This is a genomic window from Ochrobactrum soli, assembly GCF_003664555.1.
Classification (GTDB): Bacteria; Pseudomonadota; Alphaproteobacteria; order Rhizobiales; family Rhizobiaceae; genus Brucella; species Brucella teleogrylli.
On record NZ_RCHH01000012.1, the window covers coordinates 1 to 13,308 of the forward strand.

Here is a 13,308-nt window from a genome sequence, read left to right on the forward strand (position 1 = left end):
ATAAGTGAGACAGGCTCGGAGCAGCCCGTTCGGCCTAAAATCGATACTCAATCGATTTTTTAACGGCCTCACCTCATCAGGCTACGCCTGACTGCGCTCCCGGGCCATTGAGGTCCGCACTTAATAACGCGGGGTGGAGCAGCCCGGTAGCTCGTCAGGCTCATAACCTGAAGGCCGCAGGTTCAAATCCTGCCCCCGCAACCAAACTCCCATGAAAATACCAAAAGCTTCGATCCATGCACCATCCCGGTCGTGCGGTAGGGCTTGTGCACGCTTCATGGAGCAACCCGTTCGACCTGCAATCGATTCACGGAATCTATTTTTTGAGGTCTCACCTCTTCAGGATGCGGATTGACGAGCAGTCGATCAACTGTATATCGCCGTCGTAAGCATCTAATATCGCGTTGAGAATGCGTGCCCGGTGCCCTGAATGGCGCCATCTGTTGAAGCGATTTACAGTCGTACAGACCGGAGCGGGCTGGAATATCTGCCCATGGCGCACCTGTTCTCAGCCGCCAGAATATACGGTTCAAAACACGTCGAGCGTCAACGTGGGCCTTACCATGCACTTTGGTCGGATGAAGCGGTTCAATTGCGGACCATTCGAAATCAGTTAAATCAAAACGAGCCATCATTGCCTTCAAATGAATGGAGACAGTGAATCACAAACCACTCAAACCGAAAACTATTTCATGGGTATATGACCCGGCGCTTGGTTCCAAAGCAGCCAATTTGCGACTTCTGGTCTGAAACGATCTAAAAGCAAGGCGCCTCTTATGAGCAACATGGGTTACCGATAGAGCTGTTTCGTTTATTGTTCGATTTCGGTGATAGCCAGTTCACGAGAATGAAATAGACGGCATTTTCCTGCCCCGATAGAAAGCGGAAGGCGATTGACGCACCGAACGCCGGGTTCTTAAAAATTGCAGGAATAACATGCCGATCTATGAGCTGGCTGCGGCGGGGGCAGCAACGTGCTGGGCACTGACGGGTCTCATTTCCGCCTGGCCAGCCGGTCATTTGGGCGCGCTTGCCTTCAATCGCGTGCGCCAGGTGTTCGTGACGAGCCTGCTCGCCATCTACGTGATTGCCACCGGAAAATGGCAGCAATTGACCGGCGATGTCGTTCTGCCGTTGCTGCTTTCAGGTTTCATCGGCATTTTTCTGGGCGATACCCTGCTTTTCATCACGCTCAACAGGCTTGGGCCCCGCCGCTCCGGCATTTTGTTCGCCATGAATGCGCCAATGACCGCATTGCTGGGCTGGCTGGTGCTGGGTGAAACGCTTTCCCTGACCGCCGTGCTCGGTATTGTCATCACGGTTTTCGGTGTTTCGCTGGCGATCTTCTTTGGCAAGCGCGCCAATCAGCAGCATCCATGGGAAACGATCAAAGGGTCGCTGTGGGCCGGTGTCGGCCTCGGGCTTTTGTCGGCGCTTGGTCAGGCCATCGGCTCGATCATCGCACGTCCGGTGATGGAAACGGGCATCGACCCGTTTGTCGGCTCCATGTTGCGCGTCGGTATTGCCGCCACCTGTCTGTCGGTTTTGATGCAGCTGCCCTTCGCAGCCGTCAAGCCCCGCAATCCGCTCAACTGGCGGGTTGGAGCGATGACGGCCCTGACCGGCTTCCTGTCGCTTGGCGTCGGCATGACCTTGCTGCTTTTTGCCTTGTCGGGCGGGAAAGCGGGCATTGTCTCGACCATTTCGGCTACAACACCCGTCATCATATTGCCGCTGCTTTGGCTTCGAACAGGCGAGCGCCCGGCAGCGGGCGCATGGCTCGGGGCCGCCTTTGCCGTGGTCGGCATGGCGCTGATCTTTATGCGTTAGGACGCTGCGCGTCCTTGCTGCGCGCCATCCAGCGCTCGCGGAAAGCCCTGCGCCGTGAACGCCAACGCGGGCGCGGAAGCGTCTGCGCGGATGTCTTGCTGCGCATTGCCGGGGGCGGCGACAGCAGGCGGATGAAGAACAGGATGCAGACACCGATGGTGAACAGCCAGAACATTTCGTCGGTAAGATCGTTGATCATAGTCTCATTCCAGCGGTTCGCCTGGCGTTCAAAAACTTGAGTATGCGGCGTCCATCAATGATTAGGAAATTAAAATAGAACACCGTTCCGACGGAATCGGATCGGTGCATTTCAGTAGAGATAGCTTCTGGCGAAACTAAGTCCAAGTCACGATAGTGTGCTTGTTTGCCAAGCTGATTATTGTGTCACGACCTTGGGTTTCAGGCGCAGGATCAGCGGCACAAGCACCAGCGCGACAGCGGGGAAAACCAGCCAGTTGATGGTTTCCCAACCGGAAGCGTGCAGCAGCGATCCCGCGAAGAACGACGCGCAGGCAACCGTTCCGAACATGATGAAATCGTTGGCGCCTTGTGCCTTGCCGCGTTCGGCGGGCGTGTGGCAGTCGGTGACCATCGCGGTGGCACCGATGAAGCCGAAATTCCAGCCGATGCCAAGCAAGATCAGTGCAAACCAGAAATGGCCGACATCGAAGCCGCCGAGCGCGACGGCTGCGGCCCCGGCGATCAGGATAAGCCCGAGCGCGGTGATCTTCTCCTTGCCATAGCGGGCGATCAGTTTGCCGGTGAAGAAGCTCGGTCCAAACATAGCCAGCACGTGCCACTGAATGCCAAGCGCCGCGTGGTCCACCGAATGGCCATGGCCGACCATGGCGATAGGTGCTGCCGTCATCACGAAGGTCATCAGGGCATAGGAGCAGACGCCAGCCGCCACCGACAGGATGAAGCGTGGCATTTTCAGAATCTCAATCAGGGGTCTGCCGGTATCGTTGTTGGCATTGGCTGCTTTGACGGCCTTGGGCGCGCGCAGCATGAACAGCACCGGCAATGCCAGGAGGCCAAGCACCGCCTGGCTCAGAAAACTGCCCGCGAACATGGCGTCGGGGATGGTATCGCGCGTCCAGATCACCAATTGCGGGCCGACGATTGCGGCGATAAGACCGCCGACCATCACATAGGAAATTGCTTTGGCCTTCATGTCGCCGCTGGCGGCGTCTGCGGCGGCAAAGCGATAGCTTTGCACATAGGCGGCGTAGAGACCCGCCGTCAGCGTGCCAAGGCAGAAGATCAGGAACGATGCCGAGAAAATGCCTGCGGCTGCGATCAACCCCGCCGCCACGCCGACAAGTGCGCCGAGCATATAGGCATTGCGCCGTCCGAGTTGGCGCATGAAAAATGCGGCAGGCAATGTGCCAAGCGCGAGCCCCAGATTGAACAGGCTGACGGGCAGGGTGACAAGGGCTGGATCAGACGACAATTTCTGCCCGACAAGACCGCCAAGCGAGATGACGATGGGCGGGCTCGACGCGCCGAGCGCCTGTGCCATCGTCAGGATAAGAATATTGCGGCGAACGGACGAATTGTCGGTCATTTTTTCCCTCATGCAGCGACGCAGGAAATTAGCGCCATAGTTGCCCGCCGAATAGAGGAAAAATATTCCAGGCTTACGAAGTTAGTTTTTCCTCTCTCAGCACGGAAGTCTTCAAAGCTTCATTGGACAGTCAAGCACCTGTCACGAAGCTTGCTTACCCATGCGCATTGCTCAATCGCAACGGGGACATTCCATGCATCGCTCTTTAGGCACTTCGACCCTTCTCGCTAGCCTGCTGGCTTTCACCATCGCACCGGCCTCGGCTGAGGAAAAAGCCTTTCCGGCCACACTCAAGGCTCACGCGATCCTGCCAGCCAACACGGTTATCGCGGCACCGGATGATGCGGCAGATCATTTGAAGACCTCCGGCAAGTTCACCACCGCCGACCGCAAACGCGCCGAGGGCATCGGCACGATCGAGGGCAAGGATGGCGTGCGCAAAACCGGCCTTTCGCTTCCTTTCGACGGCCAGCCGGTGCAGGGCTTTTCCGGCATCAAGACCATGGAAGACGGCAGCTTCTGGACGCTGTCGGACAATGGTTTTGGGTCGAAGCTCAACTCGCCCGATGCCATGCTGATGCTGCACAATGTGAAATTCGACTGGGACAATGGCAAGGTCGAGCGGGTAAAAACCCTGTTCCTCTCCGATCCGAACAAGAAGGCGCCGTTTCCGATTGTCATGGAAGGCGCGGAAAAGCGCTATCTGACCGGGGCCGATTTCGACGTGGAATCGATCCAGCCGGTGGCGGATGGTTTCTGGGTGGGCGAGGAATTTGGTCCCTTCCTTTTGAAGTTCGATACTGAAGGCAAACTGACCGACGTATTCGCGACGCAGGTGGGTGAAACGCCGGTCGTTTCGCCGGACAATCCGAAGCTCGCTTTGCCTGCCAATCCGAGCCTCAAACTTCCGGCATACAATCTGAAGCGTTCGGGTGGCTTCGAAGGCCTTGCCATGTCGAAGGATGGTTCGAAGCTTTATGGTCTTCTCGAAGGCCCGCTTTTCGTCGATGGCGCGCCGGAAAAGACCGAAAGCGGCAAGACCGGCCTGCGTATCATCGAGTTCAGCGTGGCCGACAAGAAATGGACGGGTCGTTCATGGCTCTATCCTCTGGCCGATGGCGGCGAAGCAATTGGCGATTTCAACATGCTGGACGCCAGCACGGGTCTGGTGATCGAGCGTGACAACGGCGTTGGTGTTGCGGAAAAGGCCTGTGCCGATCTGAAGAAGCCGCAAGCCGATTGCTTCGACGTGCCGTCCAAGGTGAAGCGCATTTACAAGATTTCCTTCGACGACAGCAATGTCGGCAAGGAAGTGCGCAAGATCGGCTATATCGACCTGCTGGCCATTGCCGACCCGGACAACAAGCGCCGTCAGGGCGGTCATGACGCCATTTACGACATGCCATTCCTGACCATCGAAAATGTCGATCGCGTAGACGATACCCATATCATCGTAGGCAACGACAACAATCTGCCGTTCTCGGCTGGCCGTTCGCTCGACAAGGTGGACGACAATGAATTCGTGCTGCTGGAAGTCGGCGATTTCCTGAAAGCCGAATAAGCCGCTTGTGCCATGATTGAAGAAAAGCCGCGGGATCGTCTCGCGGCTTTTCTGTCTGTGCATGACAGAACTGCCGACATGGAAGTTTTCTTCGCTCTATCTATTTGTTTTTGCGCATTATCCTACGCAAAACCGCTTCGCACTTTTGCTGGAAATGCTCTATGGTGCCCTAAAGTTCTATGGAGGAAGCCGTTGAAGATTTTTATTTTCGGCAGTGTGAATGTGGATGTCAGCGCCCGCATGGCGGCGCTGCCTCGTCCGGGGCAGACGGTGAATGCATCGGGCTATGGCATCGGTCTCGGCGGCAAGGGCGCCAATCAGGCTGTGGCTGTCGCCAAGCTTGGCGGCGATGTGCGTTTTGTCGGCGCGGTGGGCAATGATGCCTTCGGTGATCTGGCCGTCAAGCAGATGCAGGATTTCGGGCTCAATACGGATGGCGTGCGTGTGACCGATGGTGTCGATACGGGCATGGCGATCATTCAGGTTGACGAGGCCGGGCAGAACACGATTGCGGTTTGTGCGGGTGCCAATGCGCATTGGTCGGCAGCCGATATCGACGCTTATGCTGCCGATATTGCCAAGGCGAAGATCACCCTTTTGCAGCGCGAAGTGCCGCATGAGGTTAATCTGGCTGTTGCACGGGCGGTAAGGGCTTCCGGCGGTCAGGTGCTGTTCGATCCGGCGCCGGTTGGCGATGCCAGCCGCATGGCGGACCTGATCGCACTTTGCGATATCATCTCACCAAACGAGACGGAAGCCGCCGAAATCACTGGCATTGAGCCAACCGATCTGGCCTCGGCAGAAGCGGCGGGCCGCAACCTTCTGGAACGCGGCCCCAGGACCGTTATTCTCAAGCTCGGCAGCCGTGGGGCGCTGCTGGTCACGGCGGATGAGGTCCGGCATTTCGAGCCGTTCAAGGTCAAGGTCGTGGATACGGTCGCTGCCGGGGACAGTTTCAATGGTGGCTTTGCCGTCGCCTATGCGGACGGAAAATCGCTGCATGATTGCGTGCGTTTCGCGTCCGCCTCGGGCGCGATAGCAGTCACGCGGGCAGGTGCTGGTGCGGCAGCACCGACCGCGCACGAAGTGGAAGCGCTGATCGCCAGCGCCTGAGTTTCACTCGTCAAACTGCAAGCCGCGCTGGCTGGACCAGCGCGGCTTTTTTTGTTTTGACGAGGGATCAGAGCGTCGCCAGACGTTCCGTCAAAAGCGTGAAGAAACCATCCGCATCGACATCCTTGATGAAGAGCGCGTTCTTCGGGCGGTCGGTCACTTCCCACCAGTCGACGACGGTTTCGCCGATGGTCAGCTCCGAATTGATCTCGATTTCCACATTGCAATGGCGACCGGAATAAAGCTCAGGCTTCAACAGATAGGCGATCACGTTCGGATCATGCAGCGGGCCGCCATCGGTGCCGTATTTTGCCTCGTCATAGCGCTCGAAGAATTCGAGCCATGCCGCGACGACTTCGCCGACATGGGTGCCGAGACCGCGAATGGCGGCGATGCGCTTTTCGGTGGTCAGCACTTTGTGCGTCACATCGAGCGGCAGCATGGTGATCTGGATGCCGGATTTGAACACAACCGCTGCGGCATGCGGGTCGACATAGATGTTGAATTCCGCCGAAGGCGTGATGTTGCCGCCTTCGAAATAGCCGCCGCCCATCAGCACGATTTCCTTGACGCGTTCGGCGATCTTCGGTTCGCGGATCAGCGCGGAGGCGATGTTGGTCAGCGGTCCAAGCGGGCAAAGCGTGACAGTGCCCGGTTCCTCTTTCATCAGCGTTTCGATGATGAAATCGACGCCGTGCTGCGCCTGCAGTGGCATGGTCGGCTTGGGCAGATCATAGCCGTCGAGACCGGTCTTGCCATGGACGTTTTCGGCGGTCACAAGCGGGCGTACCAGCGGGCGGATGGAACCTGCAAACACCTTGGTGTCCGGCTTCTTCGCCACTTCGCAGATGGTGCGTGCATTGATTTCCGTGCGTGCCAGCGGGCCGTTGCCCGCAACGGCGGTAATGCCGAGAATGTCCAGCTCCGGGCTTGCGAGCGCCAGCAGAATGGCAACGGCGTCGTCCTGACCGGGATCGGTATCGATAATGATTTTACGGGCCATGTTAGGGTTCCTAATAGGGGAATTAAAGAGCGTTGCGCGCTGCATCGACCGTCTGGTCGACAAGCGCTTCGAAAGAGATTTTCGCCGGGCGGCGCATATAGGTGACGATGTCGTCGGCCAAAAGCGGCTTCGACCAACGTTCCGCGATGATACCGGAGCCGTGCTGGATGGCGATCATGCTCAGGATCTGCGCGGCGTTGCAGTCGACGTCGTGACCAATGCCGCACACGATTTCGAGCGTGCGGTCGAAATCGCCTTCGCCGAACCACAAGGCGATAACCTGAGCCGCCGCATTCGGATAGACGTGGATCCAGTTATATTCGGCATATTCCGCATCGCATTTCGCCCATGCATCCTGCCAGTTGCGTGCGGAATGGCAGGCATCAAGCGCGAAGGCCAGAACAGCGCCATATTCCGTTTCGGTTGAAAACAGCCCAATCGTTGAGACAAGCAGTTCGCGCGTGTCTCTCTCCGCAAAAGCGCGGGCGGCCATGACGGCGTTGAACACCTCGCCCAGAATGCCGTTACCGGCATGGGAGATTTCGGCGTCCATCCATGCAAGCCGTGCCGCTTCGCGGGCGCGACCGGGCACAACCATGCCGCAAATGGTGCCACGCATCTGCGCGCCGATCCATTCATCGAATGGATTGTCTGATGTGCCGGTTTCCGGCGGCGTCAGGCCACGGCGCATATTGGAAAGCGCGATGGCTTCCGCCGACCAGCCAAGCGGGATCAGCGCAGTCCAGCGCTCGGCAATGTCGCGGCTGGTGACAGCGGAACCCTTGTCGCCAAAGGCTTCCAGAAAGGCGATTTCGAAGGTGATATCGTCATTATAGGTGTTGGGCTCACGCACATAATCGCGGATCGGGCCGAAAACCTCCATGATGTTTTCAGCCGTATAGCCTTCCAGTGCGGTTCCAGCTGCTGCGCCCACCAGTTGCGCCATCCATGCGGCTGCGGTGCGGTCGCGGAAATCGTCTGAATGCACAGCGTAGAGCACATCATCCGGCCATTGGACGGCGGCGTCGAACTCCTCCCACGACCCATATCGCACTGTCTTCTGCGAAATGTGGTTCGGGTCGGGCGTTGCTGCCCGCATCAGCACGCGCAGGCGCATGTCGATCCGGTAGAGCGTTTCGAAATCGCCGCGCTCAAGCGCTGCCAGCCCATCGCTGAGAAGCTCTGCATAGGGTTCCAGCACATAGCCCTTGTTTTCGAGCGATTGCAGCGCGCCTGCCATCAGGCATTCGGGTGCTGCCGATCCGGGCACATTGCTTTTCCAGAACATGGCCATGAGATCGTCCTGCGCCTTCATGACGGCGCTCGCATCCCATGTCTGTTCTTCCGCCGTCCGCACCACGGGTTTGGTGTCGCGCAGCAGATCGCGGGTCAGTTCCCAAGCCTTCATGTTCTTCTCATTTTCATGCATGTCAGGAGTTCTTCAATTGCCGTGCGCGCCGCTGCTTGCGGGCGGCATGGATCGTCAGCACGACCACCGGAACGAGATAGGGGATCATCTGCATCAGTTCGAACGGCAGTCCGAGACTTTGCAGCGTGATGGCAAGCGATTCCGCAGCCGCCAGTACAAGGCTCGCGACAAGCGTGCCCCATGCCGTTCCCTGTCCCATCACTTCGGCTGCAATCGCGATAAAGCCGCGACCGGCAGTCATGTTCTGGGCAAACCAGGTCACATAGCCCAGTGAAAGATAGGCGCCCGCCGCACCGCCGAAGAGGCCGGACAGGACAAGCGCCTGCATCTGCACGCGCCGGACCTGAATGCCTGCGGCGCGCGCCGATTTGGGATCGACGCCGGTGGCGCGCAGATGCAGGCCGAAACGGGTGCGCATCATCAGCAGGCTGACCGCGGGGACGGCCAGAAGGGCGGCGAAGGTCAGCACATGAATATTGCCGATGAAAGGCACCGGCAGGCTTGGCAATGCGCCGCTTTTCAGCGCGCCCGACATGCCCTTGTCGCCGGTCGCCAGATAAAGGCCGAGCGTGGTTGCCGCCGCCGCCGCAATGTTGAGCGCAATGCCGGTCATGATGAGGTCGGTGCCGAGACGGTTGACCGAAACCGACATGATCCAGCCGAGAAGCGCGCCTGCAATCAGCGCGGCCAAAAGGCCGATGGCCGGGCTTCCCGTTGCGGCACTGGCCAGAACGGCGATGAGCGCCGCCGCAAGCATCATGCCTTCCATGCCGATGTTCAGAACACCGGCGCGGTCGGAAATCATCACGCCAAGCGCTGCCAGCAGAAGCGGCGTCGCCACACGCAGGATCGTGCCGATGAAGGACGGATCGAGAATTTGTGCGAGAACGGTGCTCATGGCTGCACTCCGGCTTGTTCGCCTTCACGATTGCGCAGGCTTCGGATCAGCCGCAGCACGGTCGGATGGTTATGGATGACGCTGGCCGTGGCACCCACCATGATGGCCGCTGTTACCAGTCCCACCACCTCGGTCGGAATATTCATGTTGCGGGCGAGAAGATCGCCGCCCACCTGAACGAAACCGAGGAACAGGGCAGCCGGGATGAGCATGAACGGGTTTTCCCGCGCCAGAATGGCGACGACAAGGCCGGTCCAGCCATAGCCGGGCAGGTCCAGCCAGGAAAAGCGCGCATGGAGGCCCAGCACTTCGAGCGCCCCTGCCATGCCCGCCACCAGACCGCCGACAATCTGCGCCCGCATGATGATACGTTTCAGCGGTAGGCCGAGATGATTGGCGAAGCCGGGGCTGGAGCCCGCAATGCGGATATTAAGGCCGGAGCGCGTCCAGTAAAGCCAGATGCCGCCCGCGATACAGGCCAGAATGGCGATGATCGAGCCGCTGTTGAGGCGCGTGCCCGCCAGCAGCCGGTCGAGCTTGGCCTCGGGCGGAATTCTGTAGGACATCATACCGCCCGCAGCCGGATCGCGGATGACATAATTCAGCACGAACAGGCCGAGGAACAGGAAGGCATAGTTCAACACCAGCGAGGTCACCATTTCCGATGCGCCGTAGCGCAGGCGCAAAGCCGCCGGAATGGTGCAGGCAAAGCTGCCCGCAACCGCGCCGCACAGAATGGCGACAGGCAGCGAGAACCAGCCGAGCGACGGGATCAGCACGGCACCCGTCACCGCGCCGAGCGCGCCCAGAAAGAAGCCGCTTTCGGCACCGAGATTGAACAAGCCGGAGCGGAACATGATGGTGATGGCAAGCCCGGTCAGCATGATCGGCGTTGCCGCTTCCACCATATTGCCCATATGGCGGATGCTGCCGAAGGGGCCGAGGAAAAACGTCTTCAGAATCGCCGCCGGGTCATCCTGCATCAGCGCCAGCGGCACCAGCAGCACGGCCATAATGACGGCAATGACCAGCACGGTCAGGAAGAACGGAACGAGGGAAGCCAGAATTTTGCGCATCAGGCAGCCACCTTGGTTCCGAGCATATAGGGGCCGAGCGTCGCAGGCGTGATGTCGGGCCCGTTTTCGAGATGGGCAACGATGCGCCCGTTGAAAAGCACAACGACACGGTCGCTGAGACGCAGCAATTCATCGAGATCGGCGCTGACCAGCAGCACCGCGCAGCCGCCCTGCGCCACTTCATCGATGCGGCGATGCAGGAAGGCTGCCGCCGAAACGTCGATGCCGCGCGTCGGCTGATCGGCGATGAGAAATTTCGGATTGGTTGCCAGCTCGCGCGCTGCAATCAGCTTTTGCGCATTGCCGCCGGAAAGGGAATCGAGCCGCTCCGTAATCGCGCCGGCGCGCACGGAATAGCGCTTGATCATGCCCTGTACGCGCGTCTTGATCGCATTCCAGCGCAGGAAGGGTCCGCGATCCGTATCGGAGTTGCGGTCGGTTCCGGCGATGGCATTTTCCGCCAGCGACAGGCCGGGCGCGCCGCCTTGCGAAAAACGGTCGGCAGGAAGATAGGCAAGGCCCTTTTTGCGCCAGCTGGCCGTGTCGGCGCGAAGCATGTTTGCGTCGTTGAGACTGATCGTGCCGCTGGATGCTTCCGCCAGACCGGACAGGACGGAGACGAGGCCGCGCTGGCCGCTGCCATCCACACCCGCAACGCCGACGATTTCGCCTGCACCAATGGTGAGGTTGATATCGTTGATGCGGTCGGCAGGATCGGGCGCCTTGGTCGTCACGCCATTCATGGCGAGAACGGTTCTGGTCGGGCCGGTCTTGTGGGCGCGTTTTGGAATGTCGACGGCATGGCCCATCACCATCTGCATGATGGCATCGTCGGGCACATCGGCAAGCTTTTCCGTGCCGGTTACAGCACCGGCGCGCAGCACGGTGACGCTTTCCGCCAGTTCGCGCACTTCGTTCAGCTTGTGCGAAATGAAAAGAATGGTGATGCCGTCGTCGCGCAGGCTTTTCAGCCGTCGCATCAGTTCCTCGATCTCCGGCGGAGAGAGAACGGCAGTCGGTTCGTCGAGGATTAGCAGGCGTGTGCGGCGCGCCAGCGCCTTCAGGATTTCGACCTTCTGCTGGGCTGCGACGGATAGTGTGCCCGTGATCGCATCCGGGTCGGCATGCAGGTCATATTGCTGCATCAGTTCATCGACCATTTTGCGCGCGGCAACGCGGTCGATCAGTCCGGCCTTTACCGGTTCATGGCCGAGAATGATGTTTTCCGTAACGGTCAATGTCGGCACCAGTGAGAAATGCTGATGCACCATGCCGATGCCCTTCGCGGCGGCATCTTCCGGCGACCATGATGCGATATGCTGGCCATCCACGACGATTTCTCCCGCCGTGGCATTTTCAATGCCGAACAGGATTTTCATGAGCGTGGATTTGCCAGCGCCGTTCTCGCCGCAAATGGCGTGGATCGATCCGGCGCGGATCGAAAACGACACGTCGCGCAGCGCAACCGTGCCGTTCGGATAGACCTTGCTCACATCGCGGAAGGCGACGATAGCATCGCCGCCTTCATGTGTTTCAGCTTGATTTGCCACGATCAGGGACGAACCTTGTTGCGCATGGCATTGAGGTCTTCAGTGCTGAGCCCAAAGCCGGTCGGAACCGTGATCTTTCCTTCGGAAATCTCGTCGGAGGCCTTCTTGATGGCATCCTTGGTTTCCTGGCTGGCCATGGTCGCCATGTTGCCATCCATCACGATGCCAACTGCGCCTTCCTTCAGGCCAAGCGCTTCCGCCTTGCCGAAAGGCAGGTCGCCTGCCTTGAAGCGATCATAGGCCTGCAAGAGGCTGACATCGACGTTTTTCAGCACGGAGCTGACAACCTGCTTGGCAATGGCCGGGTCGCTGTCCTTGAAGATCGCTTCCTGATCGGAATCGACGCCGAGTACATATTTGCCGGTTTCCTTGGCAGCCGAAAGCTGGCCGAGGCCGGTCTGCGACGCGACCACAAAGCCAAGCGCCACATCGGAGCGATATTGCGCGAGGCCGAGTTCCTTGCCCTTGGCGGCATCCATGAATGAACCGGCATAGGAAATGGCGATCTTCACATCCGGCGTGACCGACTGTGCGCCTGCAATATAGCCAGCGAGGAAATCGTTGATGACCGGAATATCCATGCCGCCGAGGAAGCCGAGATTCTTGCCCGTATCGCCAAGCTTGCCGTCTTTCAGCAGCGAAGCCGCCAGCATGCCGCCGAGATAGGAACCCTCGTTCTGCTTGTACTGGATGGAATAGACGTTGTCATAGCCGCCTTCCTCATAAGGCACGCTCGCATCGTAAAGAACGTATTTCTTGTCCGGATACTGCTTGGCGACCGAACCGACGGTTTCCGACATTTGATAGGTGCCGCCGATGATCAGGTCCCAGTCCTGTTCGGACGCGTCGAGGAAGACCGGCTCCCACTTGGTCGGATCGTCGCCGATTTCGAGAATCTTGGTCTCTACCTCGTCGCCATATTTGTCCTTGATCATCTTCATGCCCTTGGCGGCGGAATCAAAGAATGATTTGTCGCCGAGGGCGCCGTTGATGATCAGGAGGATCTTGTCCTTGGCTTCCGCTGCGGTAGCGAAAGTGCCGATCGCCGTGGTGGCGGCAAGAGCTAAGGCAAGATGAATTATTCCCCGTCTGGTGGATTTGAGCACAACGCAACTCCATTTTCTTGTTTGAATGAGATGGTTTTTCCTTGCTCCGGCAAAAATGCCACCCCGCAGAACCCCCATGCATGATGCGATCAAACGATGATGGGTGGCGGGAGTCAATCTCCTTCGATTCCCGTCACTGTGGACAATAGTTTTCGGCAAACGAAAAGCATGGCTT

11 protein-coding genes, 1 tRNA gene and 1 pseudogene are annotated in these 13,308 nt (G+C 58.9%); 4 read left to right on the forward strand and 9 right to left on the reverse strand.

Features of this window, described 5'->3' with window-relative positions; all coding sequences use genetic code 11:
- The first annotated feature begins 127 nt into the window (after positions 1-127).
- A tRNA-Met gene (locus tag D8666_RS17670) sits at positions 128-204 on the forward strand.
- A 139-nt stretch (positions 205-343) separates the two neighbouring features.
- On the opposite strand, the pseudogene D8666_RS17675 reads toward D8666_RS17670, so the two are convergent.
- Positions 344-632: pseudogene (locus tag D8666_RS17675) on the reverse strand (transposase); the annotation flags it as partial.
- Between the two features lie 304 nt (positions 633-936).
- Between D8666_RS17675 and D8666_RS17680 the strand changes: the two are divergent.
- The gene (locus tag D8666_RS17680; protein WP_121538888.1) at positions 937-1,830 is read left to right on the forward strand and encodes a DMT family transporter; all 894 of its coding nucleotides are present in this window, start codon (positions 937-939) and stop codon (positions 1,828-1,830) included.
- Here D8666_RS17680 and D8666_RS17685 read toward each other — a convergent pair.
- Positions 1,820-2,029: a hypothetical protein gene (locus tag D8666_RS17685; protein WP_109367858.1), complete on the reverse strand. Its 210-nt coding sequence runs from the start codon at positions 2,027-2,029 to the stop codon at positions 1,820-1,822. The two genes, D8666_RS17680 and D8666_RS17685, sit on opposite strands and share 11 nt — an antisense overlap.
- A gap of 177 nt (positions 2,030-2,206) precedes the next feature.
- Entirely contained in the window at positions 2,207-3,397 is a 1,191-nt protein-coding gene (locus tag D8666_RS17690; protein WP_121538889.1) for an MFS transporter, read from the reverse strand.
- Between the two features lie 193 nt (positions 3,398-3,590).
- Between D8666_RS17690 and D8666_RS17695 the strand changes: the two genes are divergently transcribed.
- Together D8666_RS17695 and rbsK are read left to right on the forward strand one after the other, a co-directional pair.
- Positions 3,591-4,958, forward strand: a complete 1,368-nt coding sequence (locus tag D8666_RS17695; RefSeq protein WP_167836112.1) for an esterase-like activity of phytase family protein — start codon at positions 3,591-3,593, stop codon at positions 4,956-4,958.
- Between the two features lie 240 nt (positions 4,959-5,198).
- Positions 5,199-6,071, forward strand: coding sequence for a ribokinase (gene rbsK / locus D8666_RS17700; RefSeq protein ID WP_235859004.1), 873 nt, complete (start codon positions 5,199-5,201; stop codon positions 6,069-6,071).
- A gap of 67 nt (positions 6,072-6,138) precedes the next feature.
- Here the strand turns inward: rbsK and D8666_RS17705 are convergent, their stop codons facing one another.
- The 6 genes from D8666_RS17705 to D8666_RS17730 are packed head-to-tail and all read right to left on the reverse strand — an operon-like array spanning position 6,139 to position 13,133.
- Positions 6,139-7,074, reverse strand: coding sequence for a nucleoside hydrolase (locus tag D8666_RS17705; RefSeq protein WP_121538891.1), 936 nt, complete (start codon positions 7,072-7,074; stop codon positions 6,139-6,141).
- Between the two features lie 22 nt (positions 7,075-7,096).
- On the reverse strand, positions 7,097-8,482 hold the full coding sequence (locus D8666_RS17710) for an ADP-ribosylglycohydrolase family protein (RefSeq protein ID WP_235859001.1): 1,386 nt from the start codon (positions 8,480-8,482) through the stop codon (positions 7,097-7,099).
- 22 nt (positions 8,483-8,504) lie between these two features.
- Positions 8,505-9,401 (reverse strand): ABC transporter permease, encoded by an 897-nt coding sequence (locus D8666_RS17715; protein WP_109367853.1) that lies wholly within the window; start codon positions 9,399-9,401, stop codon positions 8,505-8,507.
- Positions 9,398-10,477, reverse strand: coding sequence for an ABC transporter permease (locus tag D8666_RS17720; RefSeq protein ID WP_121538892.1), 1,080 nt, complete (start codon positions 10,475-10,477; stop codon positions 9,398-9,400). Before D8666_RS17720 ends, D8666_RS17715 begins: the two co-directional genes overlap by 4 nt.
- On the reverse strand, positions 10,477-12,027 hold the full coding sequence (locus tag D8666_RS17725) for an ABC transporter ATP-binding protein (protein ID WP_121538893.1): 1,551 nt from the start codon (positions 12,025-12,027) through the stop codon (positions 10,477-10,479). Before D8666_RS17725 ends, D8666_RS17720 begins: the two co-directional genes overlap by 1 nt.
- A gap of 2 nt (positions 12,028-12,029) precedes the next feature.
- Positions 12,030-13,133, reverse strand: a complete 1,104-nt coding sequence (locus tag D8666_RS17730; RefSeq protein WP_109367850.1) for a BMP family ABC transporter substrate-binding protein — start codon at positions 13,131-13,133, stop codon at positions 12,030-12,032.
- Positions 13,134-13,308 lie beyond the last annotated feature (175 nt).